The organism is Pseudomonas sivasensis, from assembly GCF_021391435.1.
GTDB classification, from domain to species: Bacteria; Pseudomonadota; Gammaproteobacteria; order Pseudomonadales; family Pseudomonadaceae; genus Aquipseudomonas; species Aquipseudomonas sivasensis.
In genome coordinates, this window is sequence record NZ_CP090029.1 from 3900530 (window position 1) to 3927522 (window position 26993).

A 26993-nucleotide genomic window follows, 5' to 3' on the forward strand; every position below is an offset into this window, starting at 1 on the left:
AAACCGCTCTACATCCATGGCTGGCGAAGCGCTGGGAACACGGTTAGTATTCAAACAATATTTTAAAAACAAGAAATAAAACCAGTCCGTGACGCGTACCTGACAACTCCCGAACTTGTTACAAGGATTTACCGGGGGACATGACGGCAGCGTCGAGACTGCAGGCGTAGTCATGATGACAGATACCCCCGCGCACCCAGGCTTGATCTCCCTGCAAGGCATCGGCAAACGCTATCAGTTGGCCGGGCAAGAGCTGTCCATTCTCAATGACGTGTGCCTGTCCATCACCCGCGGTGACAGCTGCGGCATTCTCGGCGCGTCCGGCTCCGGTAAAAGCACCCTACTCAATATTCTTGGCCTGTTGGACTTGCCCAACTGCGGCCAGTACCACTTTGCGGGCCACGATATTTTCAGCGCCACCCCGGATGAACTGGCGGCGATCCGCAACCAGCAGATCGGTTTTGTGTTCCAGAGCTTCAACCTGCTGCCGCGCCTCAGCGCCTTGGACAACGTCGCCTTGCCCCTGAGCTATCGCGGAGTGTCGCGCCATGAATCGGTGGAGCAGGCCCTGCGCATGCTCGAACAAGTGGGTTTGGCCGACCGCGCTCACCATCGCCCCGCCGACCTTTCCGGCGGTCAGCGCCAACGCGTTGCTATCGCCCGCGCGCTGGTGGGCAAACCTTCGGTGATCCTGGCCGACGAACCCACCGGTAACCTCGACAGCAGCACCGCTCAGGACATCATGGACCTGCTGCTGGCGCTGAACCGCGAGCAACAGGTCACGCTGATCATCGTCACCCACGACGCGACTATCGCCGAGCGACTGGAACGCAAGATTCTGGTGCGCAACGGCGTGGTGCACGAGGTCGGTCGCCTATGAGCCTGCGGGTCGAACAGAGCCTCAGCCAATTGCTGCATGAAGCCTTCATCAGCCTGCGCACCCTTGGCAAGCGCTCGGTTCTGGCCCTCTTGGGCATCGTGATTGGCAGTTCGTCGGTGGTAGCACTGATCAATATCGGCCATAACGCGGCAGTGGATGCCGCGATGATTTTCAAGGACATGGGCACCGACACCCTGGTGGTGCAGTTCCCGCCCAAAGGCAACAACAACGTGCCGATGCGTACCCCACTCAACCTGCAAGCGGTGCGCGAGGCCGTGCCAGGCATCGCGCACATCGGCGCACTCAGCCTGTTCAGCGGGCCCATCGTGTTCCATGGCCGCACAGCCAACGCCAACTTCGTCGGCGGCACAGCGGAGATTCCCCAAACGATGCGCCTGGAACTGCGACAAGGGCGTTTTCTGTCGAGCTACGACGCCAACGAAACCTATGGCGTGATTGGCGACCAGGTCGCCCAGGCACTCGGCGCGCCGGGCGATCCCGTGCAACTGGGCGACCGGGTGCGTATCAACGACTACCTGTTCCTGATCGTCGGCATTCTGCACAACCAACCGCGGGCGATGCTGATGCCGGTGCAGGCCAACGAGTCATTGTTCATCCCCGCCGAAGGCATGCGCCGTATCTACGCCACGCCGCAGATCAGCAATGTGATCATCCGCGCCGCGCCCGGCCAGGACATGGAGCACATCGCCCGGGCAGCCGCCGACGCCTTGCAGACCCAGCTCACCGAACACACTGTCGACATTCAGGTGCCCCAGCAAATGATCGACGGCATGACCCGGCAAAGCCGCACCTTCGCCTACCTGCTACTGGCCCTCGGCGCGATTTCCCTGGTGGGCGGTGGCGTGGGGGTGATGAACGTGATGCTGATGAACGTCTCGGAGCGCCGCCGCGAGATCGGCATTCGCATGGCCTTGGGCGCTCGCCAGCGGGATATCCGCAACCTGTTCCTGCTCGAAGCCGTGACCCTCACCGCCGTCGGCGCGCTGTGCGGCGCGGTGCTGGGCATGAGCGCTGCCTGGCTCTACGCCTGGCTGTCGGGCTGGGAGTTCGCGCTGGCGGCTGCCGCCCTGCCCCTCGGCGTGGGCAGTACATTGCTGGTGGGTTTGTTCTTCGGCCTCTACCCGGCAGTTTCGGCCTCGCGATTGCAACCGGTGGAGGCCCTGCGTGATGAGTAAATGGCTCTGGTTGCTCGCGCTGATCAGCCTGCCCGGCGTGGCGGCCGATGTGCTCATCCGTCCCTCGGCCCCCAGCAGCCCCCGCAGCGTGTCGTTGAACGCCCAGGTCACCGCGCTGACCCTTGGCGACGCGGTGTACCTGGGCCTGCGCAACAACCCGGCAATCCGCAGCGCCTACCTGCAACGGGTGGCGCAGAAGTTCGACCTGCGGGTCGCTGAAGACGTGTTCAACCCCAAGCTCACGCTCAACAGCTATTACCGCGCCACCCGCGGTTCCCAGGACAGCGCACGCAACACCAACGTGGCGCCGGCCACCAGTTTGCTCAGTGAGTACGGCACCCGACTGAGCATGGGCTGGACCCAGCAACTGAACAACGCCGACCGCGCCGGCCGTTACCGCAGCGACGGCCTGGACCTGGCGATCATCCAACCGCTGCTGCGCGGTGCCGGCTGGGACGCCACCACGGCGCCGCTGCGCCTGTCACGCCTGTCGGAACAGGCCAATCGCCTGAACCTCAAGGCCACCGTGGCGCAGACCATCAGCCAGATCATCGCCACCTACCGCGAACTGCTGCGCGCCCAGGAACAACTGCTGATCGTGCAGGAAGCCCTCAAACGCTCCGACACCTTGCTGAACGTGAACAAGGCGCTGATCAGCGCCGGGCGCATGGCCGAGTTCGAAATCGTGCAGACCGAAGCCGATATCGCCACCCAGCAGTTGGGCGTGGAAGAAGCGCAAAACCAACTCGATACCAATCGCATGGCGCTCCTGCGTCTGCTGGCCCTGGACCTGTCCACGCCGATTCGCGCCACCGAAGCCCTGGAGGCCAAGCCCATGCAGATCGACAAGCGCCAGGCCTTCACCCTGGCGCAAACCCAGCAACCGGAGTACCTCGCCGCCCTGCTCGGCAGCCAGCAGGCCGACCTCGACCTGGTGATCGCCAAAGACTCCGGGCGCTGGCAGGTGGATTTGGTGGCCGGCGCGAACCAGATTCGCGACAACTACAATAACGACGCCGGCAGCAGCAATAACCGCACCTGGGACAGCTACGCCGGGGTGCAGGTGCAGATCCCCATCGGTGACATCAGCACACGCCAGGCCGAAGTGCGTGCGCGGGTGAATGTGGAGGATCAGGAAATCCGCATCACCGACGCCCGTCAGGAACTGGAGCGCAGCGTCAACGATGTGGTGCGCGACCTCGGCACCCGTTGGCGCCAATATGAAATCTCCCAGCGTGCGGTGGAGCTGTCACGGCGCAAGATCGAGATCGAGCGGGAAAAGCTCAGTGCCGGACGTTCCACCAACTTCCAGGTGCTGAGTTTCGAGACCGACCTGCGCAACGCCGAAAACGCGCAGCTCAATGCACTGATCGCTTATTTGAACGCCCAGACCCAGCTCGACTTGACCCTGGGCATGACGCTGGAAAGTTGGGAAATCACCCTCAATGACTACTAATCGAAAACGCCTGCTGGGCGCTGTAGTGATCCTGCTGCTGGTCGGAGCGGGGCTGGCGTTGCGCAGTCCTGCTTCCAGTCCCGCCAGCACCGCCGAGCAATGGCTGGCCATAAAACCCGACCCGCTGGTGCACCAGATAGGTCTGGTGGGCAAGATCGAGCCCGACACCACCCTCATCCTCACCGCCCCGTTCGACGGCAACGTGCAGGCCAACCTGGTGGAACAAGGCCAACGGGTCGAGGCCGGTCAGGTGCTGCTGCGCATGGACCCGGCCACCCTCCAAGTGCAACTGCGCGACGCACTTTCCGCCCAGCTCAAGGCCCGGCGTACCGTGCAGGAGATGCAAGACTGGGAGAGCAGCCCGGCAGTCAGCCGTGCCCGCCGCAGCCTGCGCACCACCGAGATGAATGCCGGCAACACCCAGCGCAAACTCACCGAAAGCGACAACCTGTTCAAGCGCGGCATCATCCCGCGCAACGAACTGGACGAACTCAAGCAGCAAGCCCAGCAACAACAGCTGGACCTCGCCTCCGCCCGCAGCGAACTGCAACAGGCGCTCGATCAGGGCAAAGGCGAGTACCGCCAGATTGCCGACATGGAACTGACCAACGCTACGGTGAAATACGAGGCCCTGCGCACGTTACTCGAAGGCCAGGAGGTCAAGGCGCCGTTTTCCGGCATCGTGGTGCCCGCGCCTGGCAATAACACACCTCAAGGCGGCGGCATTACCAACGCCCCCATCCAAGTTGGGAGCAAGATCAGCCAAGGCCAGGTGTTGTTCGGGTTGGCGAACATAGAACGGCTGAAAATCGTCGCCAAGGTCTCGGAGTTGGACATCAACCAATTGCATCAGGGCCAAGCGGTGGAGGTCATGGGCGATGGGTTTGATGGCGAGCGGCTGACTGGCTCAGTCAGCGTGGTCAGCGGGTTGGCGATGGCCAGTGACAGCCAGGGCAGTGCGCAGTTTCCGGTGACGCTATCGATCCCCAAGCTGACGCCCCAGCAGTTGCAGCGGGTGCGGTTGGGGATGAGTGCACGGTTGACCATCATCACCTACAACAATGCGCAGGCGATTGTGATTCCGAGCGAGGCGATCCAAGCGGATATGACGGTGGAGTATCGAGAAGCGATGGATAAGCCGGTGGAGCGAGTGAAAGTGACCACCGGGCAATCGACGGCGCAGGGGGTTGAGGTGTTCGGCCTCAAGCCTGGCTTTGTGAAGACCCCAAGATAAATGGAGATCCCTTGTGGGATGGCGGTGCAACGGTTCGACTTGCTCCCGATGGCAGAGGGTCAGTCAAAGCTGCATAAACTGACACACCGCCATCGGGAGCAAGCCCCCTCCCACATTTGAAATGAGTTCAACTTAGAACCCGGTCGGCTCTAGGGCCGACACGCTCTTGCTTTTGATCTGAAATCGCCCCGTCAACCACGATGGCCGGCATTCCGGCCTTTACAAAAGTGACCCACTGTAAGAGCGGAACCACTAGCCGCCGTTACCCAAATAACGGATATGTACCCCAAAAAACCGCAGATCCGAAGCAAGCCCTACCCCATTCAGGCCTTCACCAATCTCGAAGCCAGCGCCTTGGCCTGAAGCGCCACATCCGTCACCGCCGTGCTTTCCCACCACATCCCGCGCAATGGCGGGCCCATGGCAAACAGGCGTTCACTGACCTGCCCCTGGGCATCCAGCACTGCGCCGGACATATCCGCCGCAATCCCCAACGCCAACGGCCCAGGCCTGATCAACCCGCGTTTGAGCAACTGCTGCGGCAACGGCCGGGCCACGCGGCGCCAGTCGTATTCGATGCCGCTGGAGTTGATCAGCGCTGCCCCCGACACTTGGGTGATCGCCTGTTCGCCTCGATAACGCAAGCGAATGGTTACGCCCTCGCCCGAAGGCTCCAGCCCTTTGAAAGACGCCGCTTGAATCCGCAAGCGCCCTTCCTCATGCAGCCGCGCTACCAACTCTGCGCTCAATGGCGGCGAGCGGTGGTGATGGCTTTCCCACCAGGGCCGCACATGCCGCACGAACTGACGTTTCTCCCGCTCGCTGGCCTGGCTCCACAACCGGCCGATATGGGCACGCACGGTGTCCAGCGGCGACTGCCAATCGATGCCCTGCTCCAGCGCGATCCGGCATTGCCGACGCACTTCGCGCAGCAACTGCCGAGGGCTGCGAAGGCCGTGGTCAGCGGCAAGAAAATCCTCCCAAGCCGGCGGTTGCCGGCGCACATGGGGCAACAAACCGTGGCGTGAGAAAACCTCGATAGGTCCGCGATGCCCGGCCTGTTCCAGGGACACCACCGCGTCGACCATGGTCAGCCCGGAACCGATGATCAGCACCCTAGACTGCGGGTCGAGTTGGGTCATGGCCTGCACATCCCACGGGTCCACCGCCGCGGCGTTCAAGCCGCTGGATTCGGTTTGTGGCGTGCGCGCCGCCGGGAACATGCCGGTGGCCAGTACGGCAAACGCACCGCGCAGTTGCTGGCCGTTGTCGAGGGTCAGCAGGGTTGAATCCGCGTCCACTTGCAGGTCGACCACTTGCGCCCTGACATGCTCCACCGTGGAAGCCGACAACACCTTGGCCTCAGCCAACCGTTGCTGCGCATACAGGCCAAAAATCCCGCGCGGCGGGAACAGTTCGCTGATGGACACGTGCTGCTGGTCCGACTCCGGCCAGCCGCCAGCGCCGATGTAGTCAGTGAGCCATTGAGTCAGGTCATCGGCATTGTCCGGGTCGACACTCATGCGTGCCGCGTTGCCGTTCAGGGTGTGGCCCAACTCCACAGCGCTATAGGCCTCGCCACGCCCGAGCTCGGCGCGCGGCTCAATCACCAGGATCCGACGCTGACCACCTAGACGCAGCAGTTGCACGGCCAGCATCGTCCCACTCAGGCCGCCGCCGACGATCAGTACATCAGCGTTGCGGATGGATTCACTCATGCAGGTTCGCCCTTACTGTTTACCCAGGTAAATATCATGCAAGTCACCCCGCGCCAGCAATTCAGCGGCGCTGCCGCTCAAGGCCACGCGCCCAGTATCCAGCACGTAACCCTGGGACGCATAGGTCAGCGCGACGTTGATGTTCTGCTCGGCGATCAGGAAGCTCACCTGCTGCTCGCGGTTGAGCTGCGCGATGATTTCGAAAATCTCCTGCACGATCATAGGCGCCAAACCCATGGATGGCTCGTCGAGCAGTACCAAAGTAGGACGAGTCATCAACGCACGGCCGATGGCGACCATCTGCTGCTCGCCGCCCGAGGTGAGCCCGGCGCGGGTGTGGCGCTTGGTCTTGAGCCGGGGGAACCAGGCGTAGATGCGCTCCAGGTCGTGCTCCATTTCCTTGCGGCTCAGGCGTCGCACAAAGCCGCCGCTGCGCAGGTTGTCTTCCACCGTCAGCTGGCCGAACACATGGCGCCCCTCCAGCACATGCACCATGCCCTGGCGCACGCGCTGGCTGGGGTCGACATCCGCCAGGTCCTTGCCTGCGTACTCGATAACACCTCGGCTGACCTCGGCGCGCTCGGCCCGCACCAGACCAGAGATGGCCTTGAGGGTGGTGCTCTTGCCGGCACCATTGGCACCGAGCAAAGCGACAATGGCGCCCTTGGGCACGCTCAGCGAGACCCCGGCCACCGCCAGGATTGCGCCGTCGTAGATCACTTCAATGTCATTGACCGTCAGCAGTGACGCGCTTTCGGCTTCAGTGGCAGGCTGGCTCATGGCTTATTCATCCCCCGTGCAGGTGCGTGGCGTGAGGCCTTTTTCCTTGGCGAACGCGGCGGATTTTTCATCGATCAACGGGCGTAGCAGCCCACGGTCGGCAGCGATCCATTCGCTGACCAGCGTCCAGTTGGCGCCGTCCCATTGCTGCACGCGCGCAGAACCGCCGCCTTCATGGTCGCGGCATGACAGCTTGAGGTTCTGCATCAGGCCCAGGTAACCCATGGCCTTGAGGCGTGCGTCGTCGATATTCAGGTGTTCCAGGCCCCAGCGGCCTTCTTCACCATTGAGTGGACGCTTGCCGAACTTGGCCTGACCGGTGCGGATCGCCTCTACGGCCACGGCCGCGTTCACCAAGCCGGAGTTGTAGTACACGCTGCCGAAGTTTTTCAGGTCCTTGAGGTCGCTGTGGCCCTTGTCGAGGATGTATTGCTTGAGGCGTTTGTGGATCTCAAAATCGGCGCCGGCCGGGTATGGCGTCAGCGCCAAGTAGCCCTTGGCGGCAGCGCCAGCGGGCAATACGTCTTCGCTGGAACTGGCCCAGATGTCGCCGATGATATGGTCAACCGGGAAGCCGAAGCGCGCGGCGGTCTTCACCGCCACCGGCGTCGACACGCCCCAGGTGCGCAGGAACACCCAGTCCGGGTTGGCCTGGCGTACCTGACGCCACTGTGCGGACTGTTCATTGCCGGGGTCCGCCACCGGAATCTGGATATTTTCAAAGCCGTATTTCTCGGCCAGCAATTTCAGCGGGCCGAGGGTTTCGCGCCCATAGGCCGAGTCGTGGTAGACCGTGGCGATCTTCTTGCCCTTGAGTTTGTCGAAGCCGCCTTCGCGCTGGGCAATATAGTTCACCAGGGTCGAGGCTTCGCTGTAGAAGGTCAGCATCACCGGGAAGTTGTAAGGGAACACCGTGCCGTCGGTGGCTTCGGTGCGACCGTACCCGAGGGTGATCAGCGGGATCTTGTCCACCTCGGCCCGCTCGCTCAAGGCATACGCCGCCGGCGCGCCGTTGGGCTGATACACCGCGACCGGCGCGCCATCCAGGCCATTCTTGAAGCGCTCGTAGCACTCGATGCCCTTCTCTGCCGTCCACTCGGTCTCGCATTCCTGCCACACCAGTTTCACGCCATTAATGCCGCCTTCGACCTCGTTGATATAGCGCAGGTAGTCGATCATCCCGGCCCACACCTGCACGCCGCTGGACGCGTAGGCGCCCACCCGGTACGTCGCCAGGGGGAAGAACTGCTGGTCGGCCGAGGCCATCGCCTGGGGCACGGCAGCGGACAACGCCGCCAACGCAAAGGCCGCACTGACCAGGGATCGTTTTAAGGATGCACGCATGGAAATTCTCTTCTATAGGTCAGAAACGTAGGGGCCACTGACGCAGCCGATCGCGAAGGTTGTGCAACAGGCGAATCAAGCCCTCGGGTTCCTTGATCAGGAACACGATGATCAACACGCCAAAAATGATTTTTTGCAGATTCTGCAACTGCCCCGCGTCCACCGAGCCGCCGAACAGCGCTTGCCCCGCGTGGCTGAGAAAGATCGGCAGCAAGCTGATAAACGCCGCGCCCACGAAGTTGCCGGCGATGCTGCCCATGCCACCGATAATGATGATGAACAGGATCTGGAAGGAGCGATTGATATCGAAGCTGCTGGCGCTGGCCGTGCCCAGGTAGGCAAACGCCCACAGCGCGCCGGCGATGCCGAGGTAAAACGAGCTGACCGCAAACGCCAGGCGCTTGTAGCGCACCACCGGGATGCCGACCACGGCGGCAGCGGTGTCCATGTCGCGGATCGCCATCCAGTTGCGCCCCACTTGGCTGCGCACCAGGTTGACGGCGGTCCAGGTCAATAGCAGCACCGTGACCAGCGTCAGCCAGTAGCGGCCCAGCGGCGTATTGAGGTCATGGCCGAACAGCGCCAGTTTCGGCGCCGAGATGGTCCCGGACGATCCGTAGTTGTAGAACCACGGGAATTTGACGAACAGCCATTCCAGGAAAAACTGCGCGGCCAATGTGGTGACCATCAGGTAGAAGCCTTTGATCCGCGAGCTGGGCAACCCGAACAACAGGCCGACCAAGGCGCTGATAATCCCGCCGCCCAGCAATGCCAGCGGCAATCCCAGCTCCGGCAAGCGCAGCAGAAATCCGTAGGTCGCGAAGGCGCCGACCGCCATGAAGCCGGCCGCGCCCACCGAGGTTTGCCCGGTGTAGCCGGTCAGCAGGTTCAAACCCAACCCGGCCAGCGACAGCACTAGAAACGGGATCAGGATCGCATTGAGCCAATAGTCATTGCCCCACAGCGGCACCACGATAAACGCCAACGCCAGCAGGCCGAGCAGGCCCCAGGGCACACGTCGCGGGACCAGCAACAACGGCGCGGTTTCTTGAGCAACAGGGATCGACATGGTTTCAGACTCGCTCAATAGCGCGCTCGCCGAACAGGCCGGCGGGACGGATATACAGGAAGGCCAAGGCCAAGACATAGGCGAACCACGGCGTGATGCCGCCGCCGATCAGCGGGCCGATATACACCTCAGCCAGGTTTTCCGCCGCGCCGACAATCAACCCGCCGACAATCGCGCCGCCAATCGAGGTAAAGCCGCCGATGATCAACACCGGCAAAGCCTTGAGCACCACCAGCGACAGCGAAAACTGCACCCCCTGGCGCGCGCCCCACAACAGCCCGGCCACCAGCCCGACAATGCCGGCCACCGCCCAGACGATCTGCCAGATGCGGTTGAGGTTGATGCCGATGGACAGCGCTGCTGTGGTGTCATCCGCCACTGCGCGCAACGACACACCGATGCGGGTCTTGTTGAACAGCAGCGCGAGCACCGTCACCAGCACCACGGCAGCCGCTGCGGCGATCAGGTCGAACTGGCTGAGCATCAGCGGGCCGACAAACAGCGGCACGTCGTCGATGCCCAAGTCCAGGGCGCGCACTTGCGCCCCCATCAAGCCCTGGGCCAGGCCTTCGATAATGAATGACAAGCCGAGGGTGGCCATGAACAGGGTGATCTGAGAGCGGTTCACCAGCGGGCGCAGCACCAGGCGCTCGATGAGCAACGCGCCGACGATCATCACGATCACCGTCAGCAGCAACGCGAGAGCAAACGGCACGCCCTGGTCATGCAGGCTGACAAAGGTCAACGCCGCAAACAGCAACATCGCGCCCTGAGCAAAATTGAACACACCGCTGGCTTTGTAGATCAGCACGAAGCCGATGGCGACGAGTGAATACATCGTGCCGGCGAGCAGGCCGCCAAGCAGGGTTTCGAAGAAAAAGGTCATCAGTGTACGGCTCCCAAGTAGGCGGCGATCACCTCGGGATTGGCCTGTACTTGCGCCGGCGTGCCGTCGCCGACCTTGCGCCCGTAGTCGAGCACCACCACGTGGTCGGACAGTCCCATCACCACGCCCATATCGTGTTCGATCAACACCACGGTGGTGCCGAGGTCGCGGTTCACGTCAGCGACGAAGCGCGCCATGTCCTGTTTCTCTTCTGCGTTCATCCCGGCCATGGGTTCGTCGAGCAGCAACAGGCTAGGGCCGGCGATCAGTGCACGGCCCAACTCCACACGCTTTTGCAGGCCGTAGGACAGGTTGCCCACCAGCACATCGCGGTGTGCTTGCAGCTCAAGGAACTCAAGAATGCCTTGGCCCCGCTGGCGAAAGGCCGCGGCCTCGCGGCGCGCGCGTGGCAAGCCGAGGGCCTGCTCGATAAAGCTGCTGCGCATGTGCCGCGACAGGCCGGTGAGAAGGTTGTCGAGCACGCTCATTTTTTTGAACAGCGCGTTGTTCTGGAAGGTGCGGCCAATGCCTCGGCGCGCGGCGCCCAAGGGGTCGATGCGGTGGAAATGTTGCTGTTCGAAGACGATCTCGCCGGCGTCAAAGCGATACACGCCATTGAGCACATTGAGCAACGAACTTTTACCGGCGCCGTTAGGGCCGATCAACGCGCAGATCTCGCCGCGCTGCACGTCAAAAGACAAGGCGTTGATGGCCTTGACCCCTTTGAATGACAGCGAGATATCGCGCACCTGAAGAATAGCGTCGCTCATGCGATATCCCGTTTGAGTTCAGCCAGCCACACGGGCTCGGCAGTGGATTTGAGTGGCTGCCAGATAGAGGCCAGGCGCTGGAAACCCAGCAGTTTGCGTACACGGTTCTTCAGTAAACGGCGCAGTCCGCTTTGAGGGTGGGCGATGGCCCAGTCGCACAGGCGTCGGCGCCAGGTGCCGCGGGGTGCAAGGCGGCTTTCGATCTCATCGGCCAGGTGCCGCAAACGCTCCGGCGACAGCAGCAAGCCGGTGGGCGCCACTTCACTGCGATCGCGCTGCGCCGAGGCAAGGCTTTCCGGGAAGGCCAGGCCGTGGCCGCTGCTCAGCCATTGCTCCAGCAGCACCGCCAGACCGCCTTGCCAATGGGTGCCCTCCTCGCTCCACAGTGCGGTTTCGCCGGAGGGTTGCCACCAGCGCTGCAAATGCTGCGCAGGCTCGACCGGGCCGAGCAATTGGGCGAAATCCAACCGCTGGGTGAACGTCCAATCGCGCTGACGACCTTGAGCGTAGGCGTGGCTGGGATGCATACGCCACAGGTGTTGCTCCAGGGCCTGCGGCTCAAGGTCATCGGCCAGCGTCAGCACTTGCGCGCCGACGGAATGGGCCGCCAACGCCAGCAACAGCAGGTTCGGCTCAAAGGCGCCGCTGAGCACCAGGCGAGACTGTTCACTTAAACCTTGCTGGCGCAAACCATCGGCCAGGCGCTCGACGTCGCGCAGGGTGTCAATCCAGCGCCAGGCATACCATTGGCCCTGGCGCTTGTGGCGCAGAGCGATGTGCAACGGCGTGAGTTGTGCCCAGTGTTGCAGGTGTTCCAGGAGGGCCTTGGGTTCGAGCACGCTCATAGGTGTTTGCTCCTAGTGGAGGGTGTGCGTGCGGTGGTCCGCTGGCTTGATTATTTGGATCGACACGGGACAACTGTGGGAGGGGCGGTGCGACGATTCGACTTGCTCCCGATGGCGGTGGGTCAGTTAGACCACCTTTGACTGAGCCACCGCTATCGGCGCCAAGCCCCCTCCCACATTGGATTTATGTGCATTGGAAAGATCGCGATAGCTGGCGCCCGGGTGGTTGGCTCCCAGTCGCGCACCGTCGCCAAACAACTTCTCGCGCAACGTGCCTTCGGCGTATTCGGTCTTGTACACCCCACGCTTCTGCAACTCCGGCACCAGCCATTCCACAGCGTCGATAAAGGTTTCGTGGGTCAGCGCATAGGCCAGGTTGAAGCCGTCGACGTCGGTCTCTTCGACCCATTCCTGCAACAGGTCTGCCACCGTCTCCGGACCGCCGACAAACAGCGGACCGAAGCCACCGATGCCGACCCAGTCCGCCAGTTCATTCGGCGTCCAGACTTTATTCGGATCGGCCGTGGAGAAGGCTTCCACCGCCGATTGAATGGCGTTGGTGTGCACATGCTTGAGCGGCTCATCCGGTTTGAACTGGCTGAAGTCGATGCCGGTCCAGCCGGAGATCAGCGCCATCGCGCCTTCGTAGCTCACATAGGATTTGTAGTCGTCAAACTTGGCTTTAGCCTTGGCGTCCGTTTCGTCGACGATCACCGTCTGCAAATTGAAGATCAGGATTTTCTTCGGATCACGCCCGGCCTCGGCCGCACGACGGCGGATGTCGGCAACGGTTTTTTTCAGCAGCACCTTGGACGGCGCGGCGACGAACACGCATTCGGCCTGCTCGGCGGCAAACTGCTTGCCACGGCTGGACGCGCCGGCCTGGTACAGCACAGGCGTGCGCTGCGGCGACGGCTCGCACAGGTGAATGCCGGGCACCTGGAAGTGTTTGCCGACGTGTCGGATCTCGTGGATTTTGCTCGAATCACTGAAAATCCGCCGCTCGCGGTCGCGCAGTACCGCGCCCTCCTCCCAACTGCCTTCCCAAAGCTTGTAGCAAACCTCCAGGTATTCCTCGGCGTAGTCGTAGCGTGCGTCGTGTTCGGTCTGGGCTTTCTGGCCGAGGTTCTTGGCGCCGCTTTCCAGGTAGGAAGTGACGATATTCCAGCCGATACGGCCCTTGGTCAGATGGTCCAGGGTCGACAGCCGACGCGCGAAAGGATAGGGATGCTCAAACGACAACGAAGCGGTGAGACCAAAGCCCAGGTGCTCGGTGACCAACGCCATCGGCGCGATCAGCGACAACGGGTCGTTGACCGGCACTTGGGTGGCCTGGCGAATCGCCGCATCACCGTTGCCGTTGTACACATCGTAGATGCCCAGCACGTCGGCGATAAACAGACCGTCGAACTTGCCGCGCTCCAGAATTTTCGCGAGATCGGTCCAGTATTCCAGGTCCTTGTACTGCCACGAACGGTCACGGGGGTGCGCCCACAGGCCGGGAGATTGATGGCCGACGCAGTTCATGTCGAAAGCGTTCAAGCGGATTTCACGGGACATCACAGCACTCCGTTGAGGTGGTAGTTGCCGACAACCTGGTATTTGTTGCGCAACGGATCATCCAGGGTCGACGGCAGCGCGGTCCGTTGCCCGGTCAGTTCAAACTCGGCGTTGCTGGCGGCGATGAGGGCTTCGGCGGCGGCGATCTGCGCCTCGGTGGCGGCCACCGGGCTCGGGTGGGTTTCGGCGCGTTCGAGCAAGGCAGCGGCCACATCCACACGGATCTGCAAGTCGCCGAAGCGGCTGATCACATAGGGGTCAGCGCTTTTTTCGACATGGCGGCGGGTGCTGTCCAGCAGTTGGCGCGCGAGATTCAAGGCAGTCATGGGTCAGGTTCCTCAGTTCCAGGCGTGGCGCGCAGGTTTCACGCCGTTGAGCACGAAGTTGCCGATCAGGTGGTATTTCCAGCGGGCCGGGTCGTGCAGGGTGTGGGTGCGCGCGTTGCGCCAGAAGCGGTCGAGGTTGTGCTTGGCCGTGACCGAACGGGTGCCGGCCAGTTCGAAGAGTTTGCTGCTGGCGAGCAAGGCGGTTTCGGCGGACAGCACCTTGGCTTGGGCGACGATCAGCGACGCGTTGGCCACGGTGTCTTCGTTCGGTTGCGCCAAGGCTTGGTCAACCGCGATGCCGGCCTTGGCGAGGATCGCTTCGGTGCCGTGCACGCGCCATTCCAGATCGCCGATGGCGGCGATGGTGAACGGGTCTTGCCAGCCATGATCCTGCTGGCTGTCGATCCAGGGACGGGCCTGGCGCGCGAAAATTTTTGCCTGTTCAAGGGCGCCGAGGGCAATGCCGGTATCCACCGCTGCCTGGATGATTTGCGAAATGGGCCCATCGGCCGTGGGTTGGTCAAACGCCAGGTGGGCGGGAATCACCGCACTCAAGGGCACAGTCACGCCGTCGAGGGTCACGCCGCCGCTGGCGGTGGTGCGCTGGCCGAAGCCGTCCCAGTTATCGATCACGGTCAGGCCTGGCGCGTTGCGCTCGACAAAACCAATGAACGCCTGGCCCTTTTCGTTATTGCCCACCGTGGGCACGATATGGGCGAACAGTGCGCCAGTGCAGTAGAACTTTTCACCGTTGATTTGCGCGCTATCACCGTGAAACCGGATTTGGGTGTCAAAGGTGCCGGCGTTTTTGCTCTTGGCCTCGGAGAAAGCATTGCCGAAGCGGTAGCCCGCCAACACCTTGCCGAAGTAATAGCGCTTCTGCTCCTCGGTGGCGGTTTGCAGGAGGATGTCGACGACACCCAGATGGTTCTGTGGGATTTGCCCCAAGGACGGGTCTGCCGCGGAGATCAATTTGATCACTTCGGCCACGGTGACATAAGACACACCGGCGCCACCGTAGGCCTTGGGAACAGTGATGCCCCACAGGCCGCTGGCGGAGAACTCGTCGAGTTCGTCTACCGGTAAGCGACGGTCGCGGTCGCGCACGCTGGCATCGACGGCGAAGCGTTCGGCCAGGCGCGTGGCGACCTCGATGGCCTCCGCGTCCGAGCGGATGATATGGGCAGGGTGTTGAGGATGGGCTGACATGGGCCGACTCCAGGCTCCAGGGATATGCAGGAGCTACAGCAGGAGTCGTGCCACATGAAAAATAACTTTAAAAACAATGAGTTAAATTAAAAGCTCGCAAAGAACGGGAGCGCTGTCATACAGCAAACTGTCTAGTCACTGTTCACCTGCAAACAGTAACGTATGGAACACGCTCTATGCAGGGGTGCGAGGAGCCCCTTCGACAATGTACTTACCAAGGTCCGATTTATAAGGCGGCGAAAGCCCTTCCACCTCAAAACTCACATAAACGAGGGACGTGAAAAAAACCGGTTTTCCAGTCCACGCGGGAATTTCCAAGGTTTCTACCGATTTAACTTCAACCCTGAAGTAACTGGTGCCATTCCCCTCAATCTTCCCAATGATTGTTTGACCTATTTTCATGCCAACGAACGGTTTGATAACCAATTTGAGCTCTTCAGCCTCCACATCAGCATATTGGACGACACCGCCCTGTGATGGCTCCAGGGATGGTGCGGGGTTCACCAGCACGGGGGTTTGTTCGTCTTTCATGGTGCATCCTCCAGTGATTGATTAAATCGCCGCCAACCAACCACTTCAGGGCAGTGATGCCATAAACCTATGCCCGGCACATGAGACAAACAAGCTGTGAAACTTGACAGGTGCTCATCAGCATCCTTGTAGACAAGGCCGCTAAATCACCACGTTGCGCACAAAGCGCACGGCGACCTCGCCATCGTTGCGATAGGCGTGGGGCTGGTGACTGGCGAACATGAAGAATTCGCCGGCGCCGATGGTGTTTTCCTGGTCGCCCACGACCAGCGTCAAGCTGCCCTCGAACACAAACAGCTGCTCGCTCCAGCCTTCCAGGTCGGGGTCCGGGCAATAGCGATCACCGGGTTCGAGGCGCCACTCCCACAATTCAACCTCGCGCCGCGCGGTGGCCTTGGCCAGCAATACCGCCTTGCTCCCGGCAATTTCACCGGCCCAGGCCAGTTCGTTGATGCGGCTGTGATCGCGTACGTCCGGAGCCTGGATCAGGTCGCTGAAGGCTACGTCCAATGCTTCGGCCACGCGGTCCAAGGTGGACAGGCTGACGTTTTTCTCGCCTGCTTCGATGGCCACCAGCATGCGCCGGCTGACCCCGGATTTTTCCGAGAGCGCGGTCTGGCTCAGGTCGGCGGCGTGGCGCAGGCGACGAACGTTTTGGCTGACGTGCTGCAGGACCGAGGCCCGTTGTGGATTTTCTTTGTGCACTATATTGCTCAATAGGTGGGTGTGCGCAGTATACTGCCCAGCGTGCGGCGCATTGTGCGGTCCGTACCTTTCCCTGTGCAAGACCGAGCCGCCATGACCACCACCAAAACCCCTTCGCGTTTCAACCGCTTCAGCAAAGCCGAATGCATTCTGGTGTTTATCACCATGATCTGGGGCGGCACCTTTTTATTGGTGCAGCACGCTATGACGGTGAGCGGTCCGATGTTTTTCGTGGGTCTGCGCTTTGCGGCTGCGGCCATCGTGGTGGGTTTCTTCTCGTTGCGCACGCTGCGCGACCTGACCTTGTTTGAATTGAAGGCGGGGGTGTTTATCGGTGTGGCGATCATGTTTGGCTACGGCTTGCAGACCATCGGCCTGCAGACGATCCTGAGCAGCCAGTCGGCGTTTATCACCGCGCTCTACGTGCCGTTCGTGCCGTTGTTGCAATGGCTGGTACTCGGCCGTCGCCCTGGGTTAATGCCGAGCATCGGCATCATGCTCGCGTTTGCCGGGTTGATGCTGCTGACCGGGCCTGCGGGGGCTTCGCTGAATTTCAGCCCAGGTGAAATCGCGACCTTGATCGGTGCCATTGCGATTGCGGCGGAAATCATCTTGATCAGCGCATTTGCCGGTCAGGTGGATGTGCGCCGGGTGACGGTGGTGCAATTGGCCACAGCCTCACTCCTATCGTTTTTGATGGTGGTGCCGATGGGCGAGGCGCTGCCGGGGTTTTCGTGGTTGCTGCTTTTCAGCGCCGTGGGCTTGGGCTTGACCAGCGCGGTAATCCAAGTCGCGATGAACTGGGCGCAACAGAGCGTTTCACCGACACGAGCCACGTTGATCTACGCCGGCGAGCCGGTGTGGGCCGGTGTGGTGGGGCGGATTGCCGGCGAGCGGTTCCCGCCGATTGCGATGCTGGGGGCGGTGTTGATCGTGGTGGCAGTGATTGTCAGCGAATTAAAGACGAAGGGGCAGAAAGCGCTCGCGTTGGCTGAAGAGCTGGAGCAAGAGCGTCAGAATTGAGGTTCGTGTTTTGGAGTTGCCTCGCAGCCCGGCAAGAGCATACGCCCTCGCCACAGGGGTAATTCCAGCCTAATGAAACAATGCCAAATGGGAAGTTTCAGCCTACCTTGTAGGATCCTGCCACATCTTGCCGTTTGGTGATCATCAAAGCGGCACGTATGATGCATCCCAAACTCCCGCAGATTAGAAGCCTATGTCCCTGATAGTTCTACTGCTTCTGCCATTCATTGGCAGCTGTCTAGCGGCCTTGCTGCCGCACAATGCACGTAACACCGAATCCCTGTTGGCCGGCCTTGTGGCCCTGGTCGGCACCATTCAAGTCGCCCTGCTCTACCCCCAGATCGCCCACGGTGGCGTGATCCGCGAAGAATTCATGTGGTTACCCAGCCTTGGGCTGAACTTCGTGTTGCGCATGGATGGGTTTGCCTGGCTGTTCTCGATGCTGGTGCTCGGCATCGGCGCGCTGGTGGCGCTGTATGCGCGCTACTACATGTCGCCGGACGATCCGGTGCCACGTTTCTTCGCATTTTTCCTGGCTTTTATGGGCGCGATGCTCGGGCTGGTGATCTCCGGCAACTTGATTCAAATCGTATTTTTCTGGGAACTGACCAGCCTGTTCTCGTTCCTGTTGATCGGTTATTGGCACCATCGCGCCGATGCGCGACGCGGCGCCTACATGGCGTTGATGGTCACCGGTGCAGGCGGTTTGTGCCTGTTGGCAGGCGTGATGTTGCTGGGGCATATCGTCGGCAGCTATGACCTGGACCTGGTGCTGGCGGCGGGCGATCAGATTCGCGCGCACGCGCTGTACCCGGTCATGCTGGCCTTGGTGCTGATCGGCGCCTTGAGCAAAAGCGCGCAGTTCCCGTTCCACTTCTGGCTGCCCCACGCCATGGCGGCACCGACCCCGGTGTCTGCCTATCTGCACTCGGCGACGATGGTGAAGGCCGGCGTGTTCCTGCTGGCCCGCCTGTGGCCCTCGCTGTCGGGCAGCGAAGAATGGTTCTGGATCGTCGGCGGTGCCGGCGCCCTCACCCTCCTCCTCGGCGCTTACTGCGCCATGTTCCAGAATGATCTCAAAGGCCTGCTGGCCTACTCCACCATCAGCCACCTCGGGCTGATCACCTTATTGCTGGGCCTCAACAGCCCGCTGGCGGCCGTCGCGGCGGTGTTCCACATCCTCAACCACGCCACCTTCAAAGCCTCGCTGTTCATGGCGGCGGGCATCATCGACCACGAAAGCGGCACCCGCGACATCCGCAAGCTCAGCGGCCTGGTACGCCTGATCCCGTTCACCGCGACCCTGGCGATGGTGGCGAGCGCATCCATGGCCGGCGTGCCATTGCTCAATGGATTCCTGTCCAAAGAGATGTTCTTCGCCGAAACCGTGTTTATCTCGGCCACTCAGTGGGTGGAAATCGCCCTGCCTATGATCGCAACCATCGCCGGCACCTTCAGCGTGGCCTATGCGCTGCGTTTTACAGTCGATGTGTTCTTCGGTCCGCCTGCCAAAGACCTGCCCCACACACCCCACGAGCCACCACGCTGGATGCGTGCCCCCGTCGAGTTGCTGGTATTCACCTGCCTGCTGGTGGGCATTTTCCCGGCCCAGGTGGTCGGCTCGATCCTCGCCGCTGCGGCACTGCCGGTGGTCGGCGGTGTACTGCCGAAGTACAGCCTGGCCATTTGGCATGGCTGGAACGCGCCGATGATCATGAGCCTAGTGGCCATGACCGGTGGCGTGGTGCTCTACCTGATGCTGCGCAAGCAGCTCAAGCTCGGCCGTTTCAAGTACCCGCCGGTCATCAGCTACTTCAACGGCAAGCGCGGCTTTGAGCGCAGCCTGGTGGTGATGATGCGCGGCGTGCGCAAAATCGAAAAACGCATCAGCACCAAGCGGCTGCAGACCCAGTTGTTCCTGCTGGTGATCGTTGCGGTGATCGGCGCCATGATCCCAATGTTCAACAGCGGCCTCAGTTGGGGCGACCGGCCGAAGATCCCCGGCTCCATCGTGTTCGTGACCCTGTGGCTGCTGGCAATTGCCTGCGCCCTGGGCGCCGCCTGGCAAGCCAAATACCACCGGCTGGCGGCACTGACCATGGTCAGCGTGTGCGGCCTGATGACGTGCATCACCTTCGTATGGTTCTCCGCGCCCGACCTGGCATTGACTCAACTGGTGGTCGAAGTGGTCACCACCGTGCTGATCCTGCTCGGCCTGCGCTGGCTGCCACGGCGGATCGAAGAAGTCTCGCCACTGCCCAGCTCGCTACGCAAGGCGCGCATTCGCCGCCTGCGTGACTTCCTGCTGTCTACCGTGGTCGGTGGCGGCATGGCGCTGCTGTCCTACGCGATGCTGACGCGCCAGACGCCCAACGATATTTCCTCGTTCTACCTGAGCCGCGCCCTTCCCGAAGGCGGCGGCAGCAACGTGGTAAACGTGATGTTGGTGGACTTCCGTGGCTTCGACACCCTCGGCGAAATCACCGTGCTAGGCGCCGTGGCGCTGACGGTGTACGCCCTGCTGCGGCGCTTCCGCCCGTCCAAGGAAAGCATGCAGCTGCCTGCACAACAGCGCCAACTGGCGCCGGACGTGGCGACCGACCTGGTCAACCCGCGCCAGGCCAGCGATACCGCCCTGGGCTTTATGATGGTGCCGGCAGTGCTGGTACGCCTGCTGCTGCCGATTGCCCTTGTAGTGTCGTTCTACCTGTTTATGCGCGGCCACAATCAACCGGGCGGCGGTTTTGTCGCCGGCTTGGTGATGTCAGTGGCGTTTATCCTGCAATACATGGTGGCCGGCACGCAGTGGGTCGAGGCACAAATGAGCCTGCGGCCAATGCGCTGGATGGGCTTCGGCCTGTTCTCGGCAACGCTGACCGGGATCGGCGCGTTGTTTGTCGGCTACCCGTTCCTCACCACGCACACCTGGCATTTCAGCCTGCCGCTGCTGGGCGATATTCATGTCGCCAGCGCGCTGTTCTTCGACGTCGGCGTTTACGCCATGGTCGTCGGCTCGACCTTGCTGATGCTCACTGCCCTCGGTCACCAGTCGGTGCGCGCGCATAAACCGAGTAACCAGGCCAAAGTAGTCGCCGCAACAGAAGGAGCCGCCTGATGGAAGAAGTCATCGCAATTGCCATTGGGGTCCTGGCGGCCTCCGGCGTCTGGTTGATCCTGCGGCCACGGACGTTTCAGGTGGTAATGGGCCTGTGCTTGTTGTCGTACGGGGTCAACCTGTTCATTTTCAGCATGGGCAGCCTGTTTATCGGTAAAGAGCCGATCATCAAGGACGGCGTGCCGCAAGACCTGCTCAACTACACCGATCCCCTGCCCCAGGCACTGGTGCTGACGGCCATCGTGATCAGCTTCGCCATGACCGCACTGTTCCTGGTGGTGCTGCTGGCGTCACGGGGCCTGACCGGCACGGACCATGTGGACGGCCGGGAGCCCAAGGAATGAACTGGGTCAACCAACTGATCGTCGCCCCCATCCTGCTGCCGTTGCTCACCGCAGCGCTGATGCTGATGCTCGGCGAAAAACGCCGCCCGCTCAAAGCCAAGATCAATCTGTTCTCCAGCGTCATCGGCCTCGGCATCGCGATCCTGCTGTTGTACTGGACGCAAAAAGGTGGGCCCGGCTCGATTGGCGTCTACCTGCCGGGCAACTGGCAGGTGCCATTCGGCATCGTGCTGGTGGTGGATCAACTCTCGGCATTGATGCTGGTGCTCACGGGGATTATCGGCGTGAGCGCGCTGTTGTTCGCCATGGCCCGCTGGGACCGTGCCGGTACCAGCTTCCATGCGCTGTTCCAGATCCAGATGATGGGCCTTTACGGCGCGTTCCTCACGGCGGACCTGTTCAACCTGTTCGTGTTCTTCGAGGTGCTGCTGGCCGCGTCCTACGGCTTGATGCTGCACGGCTCGGGCCGCGCGCGGGTGTCGTCGGGCCTGCATTACATTGCGATAAACCTGCTGGCGTCGTCGCTGTTCCTGATTGGCGCGGCGATGATCTACGGCGTTACCGGTACGCTGAATTTTGCTGATCTGGCACTGAAAATCCCGCTGGTACCGGAGGCCGATCGTGGCCTGCTGCATGCCGGTGCGGCGATCCTCGCCACCGCGTTTTTGGCCAAGGCCGGCATGTGGCCGCTGAACTTCTGGCTCGCGCCCGCTTACTCCTCGGCCAGCGCGCCGGTGGCGGCGATGTTCGCGATCATGACCAAAGTCGGCGTGTACACCGTGCTGCGCCTGTGGACGCTGCTGTTCTCCGGCCAGGCCGGCGCTTCGGCGTTGTTTGGTGGCGACTGGCTGGTGTACGGCGGCATGGCAACCATCGTCTTCGCTGGGCTAGCAATGGTGGCGGCGCAACGCCTGGAGCGCATGGCGAGCCTGAGCATCCTTGTGTCGGCCGGCATCCTGCTGTCGTCGGTGGGTTTCGCCCAGCCGAGCCTGACCGCTGGGGCGCTGTTCTATCTGGTCAGCTCGACCCTGGCGTTGAGTGCGCTGTTCCTGCTGGCCGAATTGATCGAGCGTTCGCGCTCGGCCAATGACCTGCCGTTGGATGAAGAAATCGATGCATTGCCCAAGGCCATGGAGTCGTTGCACCCGCGTCCAGGGGTCAACCTGGATGACGAGCAGAAAGCCGTAGTCGGCCAGGTGATCCCCTGGACCATGGCGTTCCTGGGCTTGAGTTTTGTCGCCTGCGCACTGCTGATCATCGGCATGCCGCCGCTGTCCGGGTTTATCGGCAAGCTCAGCTTGCTGAGTGCGCTGGTCAATCCACTGGGCCTGGGCAGCGGCCAGGAAGGCCCGATTCGCCCTGCGGCCTGGGGCCTGATGGCATTGCTGATCCTGTCCGGACTGGCCTCGCTGATCGCCTTCGCCCGTCTGGGTGTCCAGCGTTTCTGGACCCCGGAGGAGCGTCCATCGCCCTTGCTGCGCCGCTACGAATGCGTGCCGATTTTCTTCCTGCTGGGCCTGAGCATCCTGCTGACCTTCAAGGCCGAGCCGCTGATGCGCTACACCCAAGCCACCGCCCAGAGCCTGAACAACCCGGAAAGCTACGTGATGGCGGTCATGGCCACGCGACCAGTGCTCAGCCCTGAAGCCAAGACGGCCGCTCTGGAGGTGCAACCATGAAGCGTCTGCTCCCTGCCCCGTGGTTGTCCCTGGCATTGTGGGTGCTGTGGCTGGTGCTGAACCTCTCCGTCAGCCCTGGCCATCTGCTGCTGGGTGCTGCGCTGGGGGTGCTCGCCCCACTGCTGATGGCGCCGTTGCGCCCGCTGCCGATCCGTATCCGCCGACCTGGCGTAATCATCCGCCTGTTCTTCCTGGTGGGCCGCGATGTGATCGTCTCCAACCTGCAAGTGGCCTGGGCTGTGCTGACATGCGGCTCGCGCCCACCGCGTTCGCGCTTCATCAAGATCCCCCTGGACTTGCGTGACGCCAACGGCCTTGCCGCCCTGTCGATGATCACCACCGTAGTGCCCGGCACCATCTGGTCGGAACTGGCGCTGGATCGCAGCATCCTGCTGCTGCACGTCTTCGATCTGGAGGATGAAGTGGCCTTCATCGAACATTTCAAAAGCGCGTACGAGCGGCCATTGATGGAGATCTTCGAATGAGCGCCCTGCTCTCCAATGCAATCCTGTTCAGCCTGTTCCTGTTCTCCCTGGCCATGGTGCTGACGCTGATCCGCCTGTTCAAAGGCCCTTCAGCTCAAGACCGGGTACTGGCGCTGGACTATCTGTACATCCTGGCGATGCTGATGATGCTGGTGCTCGGTATTCGTTATGCCAGTGACACCTACTTTGAAGCGGCGCTGTTGATTGCGTTGTTTGGCTTTGTGGGCTCGTTTGCCCTGGCGAAATTCCTGCTGCGCGGGGAGGTGATTGAATGATGCCGTTCTGGATGGAAATCGTGGTCGCGGTGCTGCTGGTGTTGAGCAGTGTGTTTGCGCTGATCGGCGCGATCGGTTTGCTGCGCATGAAGGACTTCTTCCAGCGCATGCACCCGCCTGCCCTGGCCTCGACGTTGGGAGCCTGGTGTGTAGCGTTGGCGTCGATCGTGTATTTTTCGGTACTCAAGTCCGGGCCGGTGCTGCACGGGTGGTTGATTCCGATTTTGCTGTCGATCACCGTGCCGGTGACCACGTTGCTGCTGGCCCGTACGGCACTGTTTCGCAAGCGCATGGCCGGTGATGACGTGCCGGCCGAAGTCAGCAGCCGCCGCGCTGATAAAACACCGTAGCTCCGGCACTTTATCAGCGCTAGCTCGCGAAGCTCGTCAACGATAACGCAGCACTTCATGCTGAATCGTGGCGCACTCAGGTTTTCGCGAGCAAACTTCGCTCCAACAGTGATTGAAGGTCCGCCCGCCTCAGGGCGTGCAAGGACTCAAGCGCCGCCACGGCTTGGCTGAACCGCTCAATACAAAGTTCAGGTCAGGCCGATTATTCTGCGTCCAGTGGGCGACCTCGTAGTTGTAACCGTCATAGGACACCTTCTCGTTGGGCGTCGCGTAGGCCTTGGTCGCCACCCAGACCGGCGCGCAGTTACCGGCTTGTTGGGCTGTGACGTTAACCGTATGACTTGCACTGGCGCTGCGATTGTCGGCATCGGTCACCATAAGGTTGATGGTGCGTGGGCCAGCCGTGGCAGGCGCGGTAAGGATCGGACCGATCCCGGAGGAAGACGCCGGCGAAAACTCATTTGCCGTCCATGCATAACGCAGGTTGCCGCCGCTCGACCCCGCGCCCGACAGAGTCAACGTCTTGCCTGCCTCCACGGAAATTGGACCGCTGATTATCGCCTGCGGTGCAGGGCTATCCACTGGCTTGGGCTCTATCACGACGTCCTTGGACAGTGAAGTCGGATTGGGGGAACCGGTACGGTAAACCAGCACCGTAACCCTGCCGGTCGTGCTTTGCGTGACCTCGGGCGCCTTCGCCACGATATTCGGGGCACTCACATTCTGGTAAGCAAACGCCGGCGAAAACGCCCAGCTATAGCCGCGAACATCCCGCAGATCATTGACGACGGCGGTAAAGACAGCCACCTCACCGGACATCAGCGTCTGCGGCCCCTCTACCCTGTCGGGTTCGGGCGTGGGCTCATCGGACTCGACCTGAATGCTGCGCGTGACGGTATTACTGCGGTTCTCGCTGTTGGTCACCGTCAGCGATACCGGGAAACTGCCCGCTTTCTCAGGCGCGTTGAAATCAGGCGCCACTGCGGATGAACTGGATGGCTCAAAATCAGCGGCATTCCACCGATATGTCATCTTGGCCGAAGAATGGGGGATCTCTGAACTGGACCCATCCAACTGAAAGGTTTGAGCGCTTTTTATCGACGAAGGTCCCTGGATTTTGGCATAGGGGTCAGTGTCTACGGGTTGCCTGCGCCTGACGACAACGGAGGTCTCCAGTGTCACGGTATCGGCCGGAAGGCTGATTTTTTCAGGATAAGGATCGTTCTCGGTGCCCGGTAACTTCATCAGCGGCGTGACACTGACACTGAACGCAAAGGGCGTACTGACAGAGGGCGTGGGGGCAACGATGCGCAAACTCTTCTGCGTCACGCCGATGGGCTGGGTCCATCCGTCCGGCACGGTCCAGCGATATTGAAATTCGGGGTTCTCTGCGCCTTCGTGGGAGATGTCGGCCGTCAATTCCACCCAGGTCCCTCCGTTAGCGGAAGAGGCGCCAATGATTTCCCCTTTGATCCGCACGGAGGGAAGGACTTTCAGCGTCTCACTCCGGGTGTTCGCCATCTTGCCGTCAGTAATCTGCACCTCGACCGGGTACTCCATGAATTGCGGCGCCGATGGGGCCTCAATCATCGCGTAACGCCCGTTGACCTGCGGATTGAGTTCAACAGGGATCTTCCAACGATACGTAAACGGCGCTCCGCCTGCATTGGGCACACTCGTCGATCCCGCCTCCACCGTCAGGGGAGCGCGACTGTTGCGGTAAGAAGACGCTATGGGCTCACGTTTCTCCCCGGTTTTTATCTTCATGACAACTGACGGGGCAAAAACAAGCGGCACGTCGTTACCCAGGTACGCATGCAGCAATCCGCGAATCTGCCGCTCGTTGACCGCCCCCCAACCAGCCTCGTGCCCCTTCACACCATAACGTCCACCGCCCATGATGCCTTGGGGTGCGGGGCCGTACGTACAGTCCTTGTGGATGGTGTAAAGGCCTAACGTGCCAGCTTCAACCGCATTTTCTTCGGTTGGCAAAGGCGTTTGCGGACTGATCAGATCGCCCCACTTGATTTTTTCCCTGTCAGTCTGACGGGTGATATTCGGCGCCGCAGGCTCGACATCGAAGCACGTCTCGCCAGCGTCATAGGACGCATATTCATCCGCCAACCTGAACAACGCATGACCGATTTCATGGGGAATCGAGGTGATGGCCAGCGGCGTATTGGCAGACGGTTTAAAGATATAAATCTTATTGGTACTGGCGAGACCGCCGACGCCGACCTGATGGTATGTAAATTTTGAAAGTTTAATCGAAACGTCATAGATGCCATGCCCCAGTTGATTACTGTGCCGCATGATCGTTTCAATATTCTTAGTATCCGGCTCACCCGATACCGGCGAAACATGGTCAAAGCGTAAAAAACCCACTTTATCTTTAATCGCATCGAACACAGTATCGCCCATAATAATATCGATGGCGGCCTGGGTATCGTCACGAAAGGCCTGCATATCGTCTTGGGCATAACCATCGCCGACAATGGCAAACACCAGCGGCTTTCTCTGGTTGCTACCGTCCGGATTAAGCATGACCACCTTGTCGCTGTCGATATCGCCTAGGACACCACGCAAAGGTGCTCGCTTCGCCAAGCGTTCGATGGCCTGGCGATCGAGTTCCAGTAACGGCTTACGCATCGCTGCACCATCAAGTGAGTCAACCGCCTTGAGGTCAATACGAAAGATCTTGATCCTGGACACTTGGCTGTCGTAAGGAAGTAATACTTCTTCAGTGCCTTCTACAGCAGATTCCGCACTGACACTTGATATTGCACCTGTTATCTCATTAAAAACTTCGCCGCGACGATAACGACTGTCGTTAATGGTGCTGCTATAAAGCGTATTGCCATTGGCGTCCACAGTAATAACTTTCCATCCCCGCTCAACATCGGCATGTTCCGCCAAAATCGCCGGAGGCACCTTGTAATTACCGAGGGAAACTTCAGCAACATCTAGCGAATCGTGCTGACTTTGCAGTTGCATCCACACACTTTGAGCTTGGGAGATCGGCATCCACACCAGTAGCGCCAATACAGTTAATATCTTATTCATTCCAATATCCTTCGTACCGGTGAGGAGATCAAAATTCTTTAAGAGATAAAACTGTTTCGCCGCACACTACGCTAACGTTCTCTGATTTAAGTCAGGATCATAAATTGATGTTTGTCAAGAAAGGTGACTCAGGCACATTGCCGCGAGTCA

At 61.1% G+C, this 26993-nt stretch carries 24 protein-coding genes; 11 read left to right on the top strand and 13 right to left on the bottom strand.

Annotation, left to right across the window (positions count from 1 at the left end; all coding sequences use genetic code 11):
- Positions 1-172: 172 nt before the first annotated feature.
- The 4 genes from LRO94_RS17475 to LRO94_RS17490 are packed head-to-tail and all read left to right on the top strand — an operon-like array spanning position 173 to position 4766.
- Positions 173-880 carry an ABC transporter ATP-binding protein gene (locus tag LRO94_RS17475; protein WP_032889741.1) on the top strand — a complete coding sequence of 236 codons (708 nt, stop codon included), beginning with the start codon at positions 173-175 and terminating at the stop codon, positions 878-880.
- Positions 877-2076: an ABC transporter permease gene (locus tag LRO94_RS17480; protein ID WP_032889744.1), complete on the top strand. Its 1200-nt coding sequence runs from the start codon at positions 877-879 to the stop codon at positions 2074-2076. The genes LRO94_RS17475 and LRO94_RS17480 overlap by 4 nt, the downstream gene beginning before the upstream one ends.
- Positions 2069-3532: a TolC family protein gene (locus LRO94_RS17485; RefSeq protein WP_179178789.1), complete on the top strand. Its 1464-nt coding sequence runs from the start codon at positions 2069-2071 to the stop codon at positions 3530-3532. The genes LRO94_RS17480 and LRO94_RS17485 overlap by 8 nt, the downstream gene beginning before the upstream one ends.
- Positions 3522-4766, top strand: a complete 1245-nt coding sequence (locus LRO94_RS17490) for an efflux RND transporter periplasmic adaptor subunit (protein ID WP_179178788.1) — start codon at positions 3522-3524, stop codon at positions 4764-4766. Before LRO94_RS17485 ends, LRO94_RS17490 begins: the two co-directional genes overlap by 11 nt.
- Before the next feature lie 323 nt (positions 4767-5089).
- On the opposite strand, the gene LRO94_RS17495 is transcribed toward LRO94_RS17490, so the two are convergent.
- From LRO94_RS17495 to LRO94_RS17550, 12 genes are all read right to left on the bottom strand, one after another.
- Positions 5090-6484 (bottom strand): FAD/NAD(P)-binding protein, encoded by a 1395-nt coding sequence (locus LRO94_RS17495; protein ID WP_032889751.1) that lies wholly within the window; start codon positions 6482-6484, stop codon positions 5090-5092.
- 12 nt (positions 6485-6496) lie between these two features.
- Entirely contained in the window at positions 6497-7264 is a 768-nt protein-coding gene (locus LRO94_RS17500; RefSeq protein ID WP_032889754.1) for an ABC transporter ATP-binding protein, read from the bottom strand.
- 3 nt (positions 7265-7267) lie between these two features.
- Positions 7268-8608 (bottom strand): ABC transporter substrate-binding protein, encoded by a 1341-nt coding sequence (locus LRO94_RS17505; RefSeq protein WP_032889756.1) that lies wholly within the window; start codon positions 8606-8608, stop codon positions 7268-7270.
- A gap of 19 nt (positions 8609-8627) precedes the next feature.
- Positions 8628-9677, bottom strand: coding sequence for a branched-chain amino acid ABC transporter permease (locus LRO94_RS17510; RefSeq protein ID WP_032889758.1), 1050 nt, complete (start codon positions 9675-9677; stop codon positions 8628-8630).
- Positions 9678-9681: 4 nt separating this feature from the next.
- Positions 9682-10563, bottom strand: a complete 882-nt coding sequence (locus LRO94_RS17515) for a branched-chain amino acid ABC transporter permease (protein WP_032889760.1) — start codon at positions 10561-10563, stop codon at positions 9682-9684.
- Positions 10563-11333, bottom strand: a complete 771-nt coding sequence (locus LRO94_RS17520) for an ABC transporter ATP-binding protein (protein ID WP_032889762.1) — start codon at positions 11331-11333, stop codon at positions 10563-10565. The genes LRO94_RS17515 and LRO94_RS17520 overlap by 1 nt, the downstream gene beginning before the upstream one ends.
- Complete coding sequence (locus tag LRO94_RS17525) at positions 11330-12178, bottom strand: acyl-CoA synthetase family protein (RefSeq protein WP_122753653.1); 849 nt, start codon at positions 12176-12178, stop codon at positions 11330-11332. Before LRO94_RS17525 ends, LRO94_RS17520 begins: the two co-directional genes overlap by 4 nt.
- 126 nt (positions 12179-12304) lie before the next feature.
- Positions 12305-13738 (bottom strand): LLM class flavin-dependent oxidoreductase, encoded by a 1434-nt coding sequence (locus LRO94_RS17530; RefSeq protein WP_179178787.1) that lies wholly within the window; start codon positions 13736-13738, stop codon positions 12305-12307.
- Positions 13738-14064: an acyl-CoA dehydrogenase gene (locus LRO94_RS17535; protein WP_099600995.1), complete on the bottom strand. Its 327-nt coding sequence runs from the start codon at positions 14062-14064 to the stop codon at positions 13738-13740. Before LRO94_RS17535 ends, LRO94_RS17530 begins: the two co-directional genes overlap by 1 nt.
- Positions 14065-14076: 12 nt before the next feature.
- A complete protein-coding gene (locus LRO94_RS17540) occupies positions 14077-15273 on the bottom strand; it encodes an SfnB family sulfur acquisition oxidoreductase (RefSeq protein ID WP_179178786.1) in 1197 nt (398 codons plus the stop codon).
- Positions 15274-15447: 174 nt separating this feature from the next.
- Positions 15448-15804 (bottom strand): hypothetical protein, encoded by a 357-nt coding sequence (locus tag LRO94_RS17545; RefSeq protein WP_179178785.1) that lies wholly within the window; start codon positions 15802-15804, stop codon positions 15448-15450.
- Positions 15805-15945: 141 nt separating this feature from the next.
- Positions 15946-16509: a helix-turn-helix domain-containing protein gene (locus LRO94_RS17550; protein WP_095184420.1), complete on the bottom strand. Its 564-nt coding sequence runs from the start codon at positions 16507-16509 to the stop codon at positions 15946-15948.
- Positions 16510-16602: 93 nt separating this feature from the next.
- On the opposite strand from LRO94_RS17550, the gene LRO94_RS17555 reads away from it, so the two are divergent.
- The 7 genes from LRO94_RS17555 to LRO94_RS17585 all read left to right on the top strand — a co-directional run bounded on the left by LRO94_RS17555 (position 16603) and on the right by LRO94_RS17585 (position 23780).
- Positions 16603-17532: a DMT family transporter gene (locus LRO94_RS17555; RefSeq protein ID WP_095184419.1), complete on the top strand. Its 930-nt coding sequence runs from the start codon at positions 16603-16605 to the stop codon at positions 17530-17532.
- A 193-nt stretch (positions 17533-17725) separates the two neighbouring features.
- Positions 17726-20647 carry a monovalent cation/H+ antiporter subunit A gene (locus tag LRO94_RS17560; RefSeq protein ID WP_179178784.1) on the top strand — a complete coding sequence of 974 codons (2922 nt, stop codon included), beginning with the start codon at positions 17726-17728 and terminating at the stop codon, positions 20645-20647.
- Positions 20647-20991, top strand: a complete 345-nt coding sequence (locus LRO94_RS17565) for a Na+/H+ antiporter subunit C (RefSeq protein ID WP_003192163.1) — start codon at positions 20647-20649, stop codon at positions 20989-20991. Before LRO94_RS17560 ends, LRO94_RS17565 begins: the two co-directional genes overlap by 1 nt.
- Positions 20988-22670 (top strand): monovalent cation/H+ antiporter subunit D, encoded by a 1683-nt coding sequence (locus LRO94_RS17570; protein ID WP_032889777.1) that lies wholly within the window; start codon positions 20988-20990, stop codon positions 22668-22670. The genes LRO94_RS17565 and LRO94_RS17570 overlap by 4 nt, the downstream gene beginning before the upstream one ends.
- The gene (locus LRO94_RS17575) at positions 22667-23155 is read left to right on the top strand and encodes a Na+/H+ antiporter subunit E (RefSeq protein ID WP_032889779.1); all 489 of its coding nucleotides are present in this window, start codon (positions 22667-22669) and stop codon (positions 23153-23155) included. Before LRO94_RS17570 ends, LRO94_RS17575 begins: the two co-directional genes overlap by 4 nt.
- A complete protein-coding gene (locus LRO94_RS17580; protein WP_005789171.1) occupies positions 23152-23430 on the top strand; it encodes a K+/H+ antiporter subunit F in 279 nt (92 codons plus the stop codon). The genes LRO94_RS17575 and LRO94_RS17580 overlap by 4 nt, the downstream gene beginning before the upstream one ends.
- Positions 23427-23780: a Na+/H+ antiporter subunit G gene (locus LRO94_RS17585; RefSeq protein WP_032889780.1), complete on the top strand. Its 354-nt coding sequence runs from the start codon at positions 23427-23429 to the stop codon at positions 23778-23780. The genes LRO94_RS17580 and LRO94_RS17585 overlap by 4 nt, the downstream gene beginning before the upstream one ends.
- A gap of 129 nt (positions 23781-23909) precedes the next feature.
- Here the strand turns inward: LRO94_RS17585 and LRO94_RS17590 are convergent, their stop codons facing one another.
- The gene (locus LRO94_RS17590; protein WP_179178783.1) at positions 23910-26843 is read right to left on the bottom strand and encodes a M64 family metallopeptidase; all 2934 of its coding nucleotides are present in this window, start codon (positions 26841-26843) and stop codon (positions 23910-23912) included.
- Positions 26844-26993: the final 150 nt, after the last annotated feature.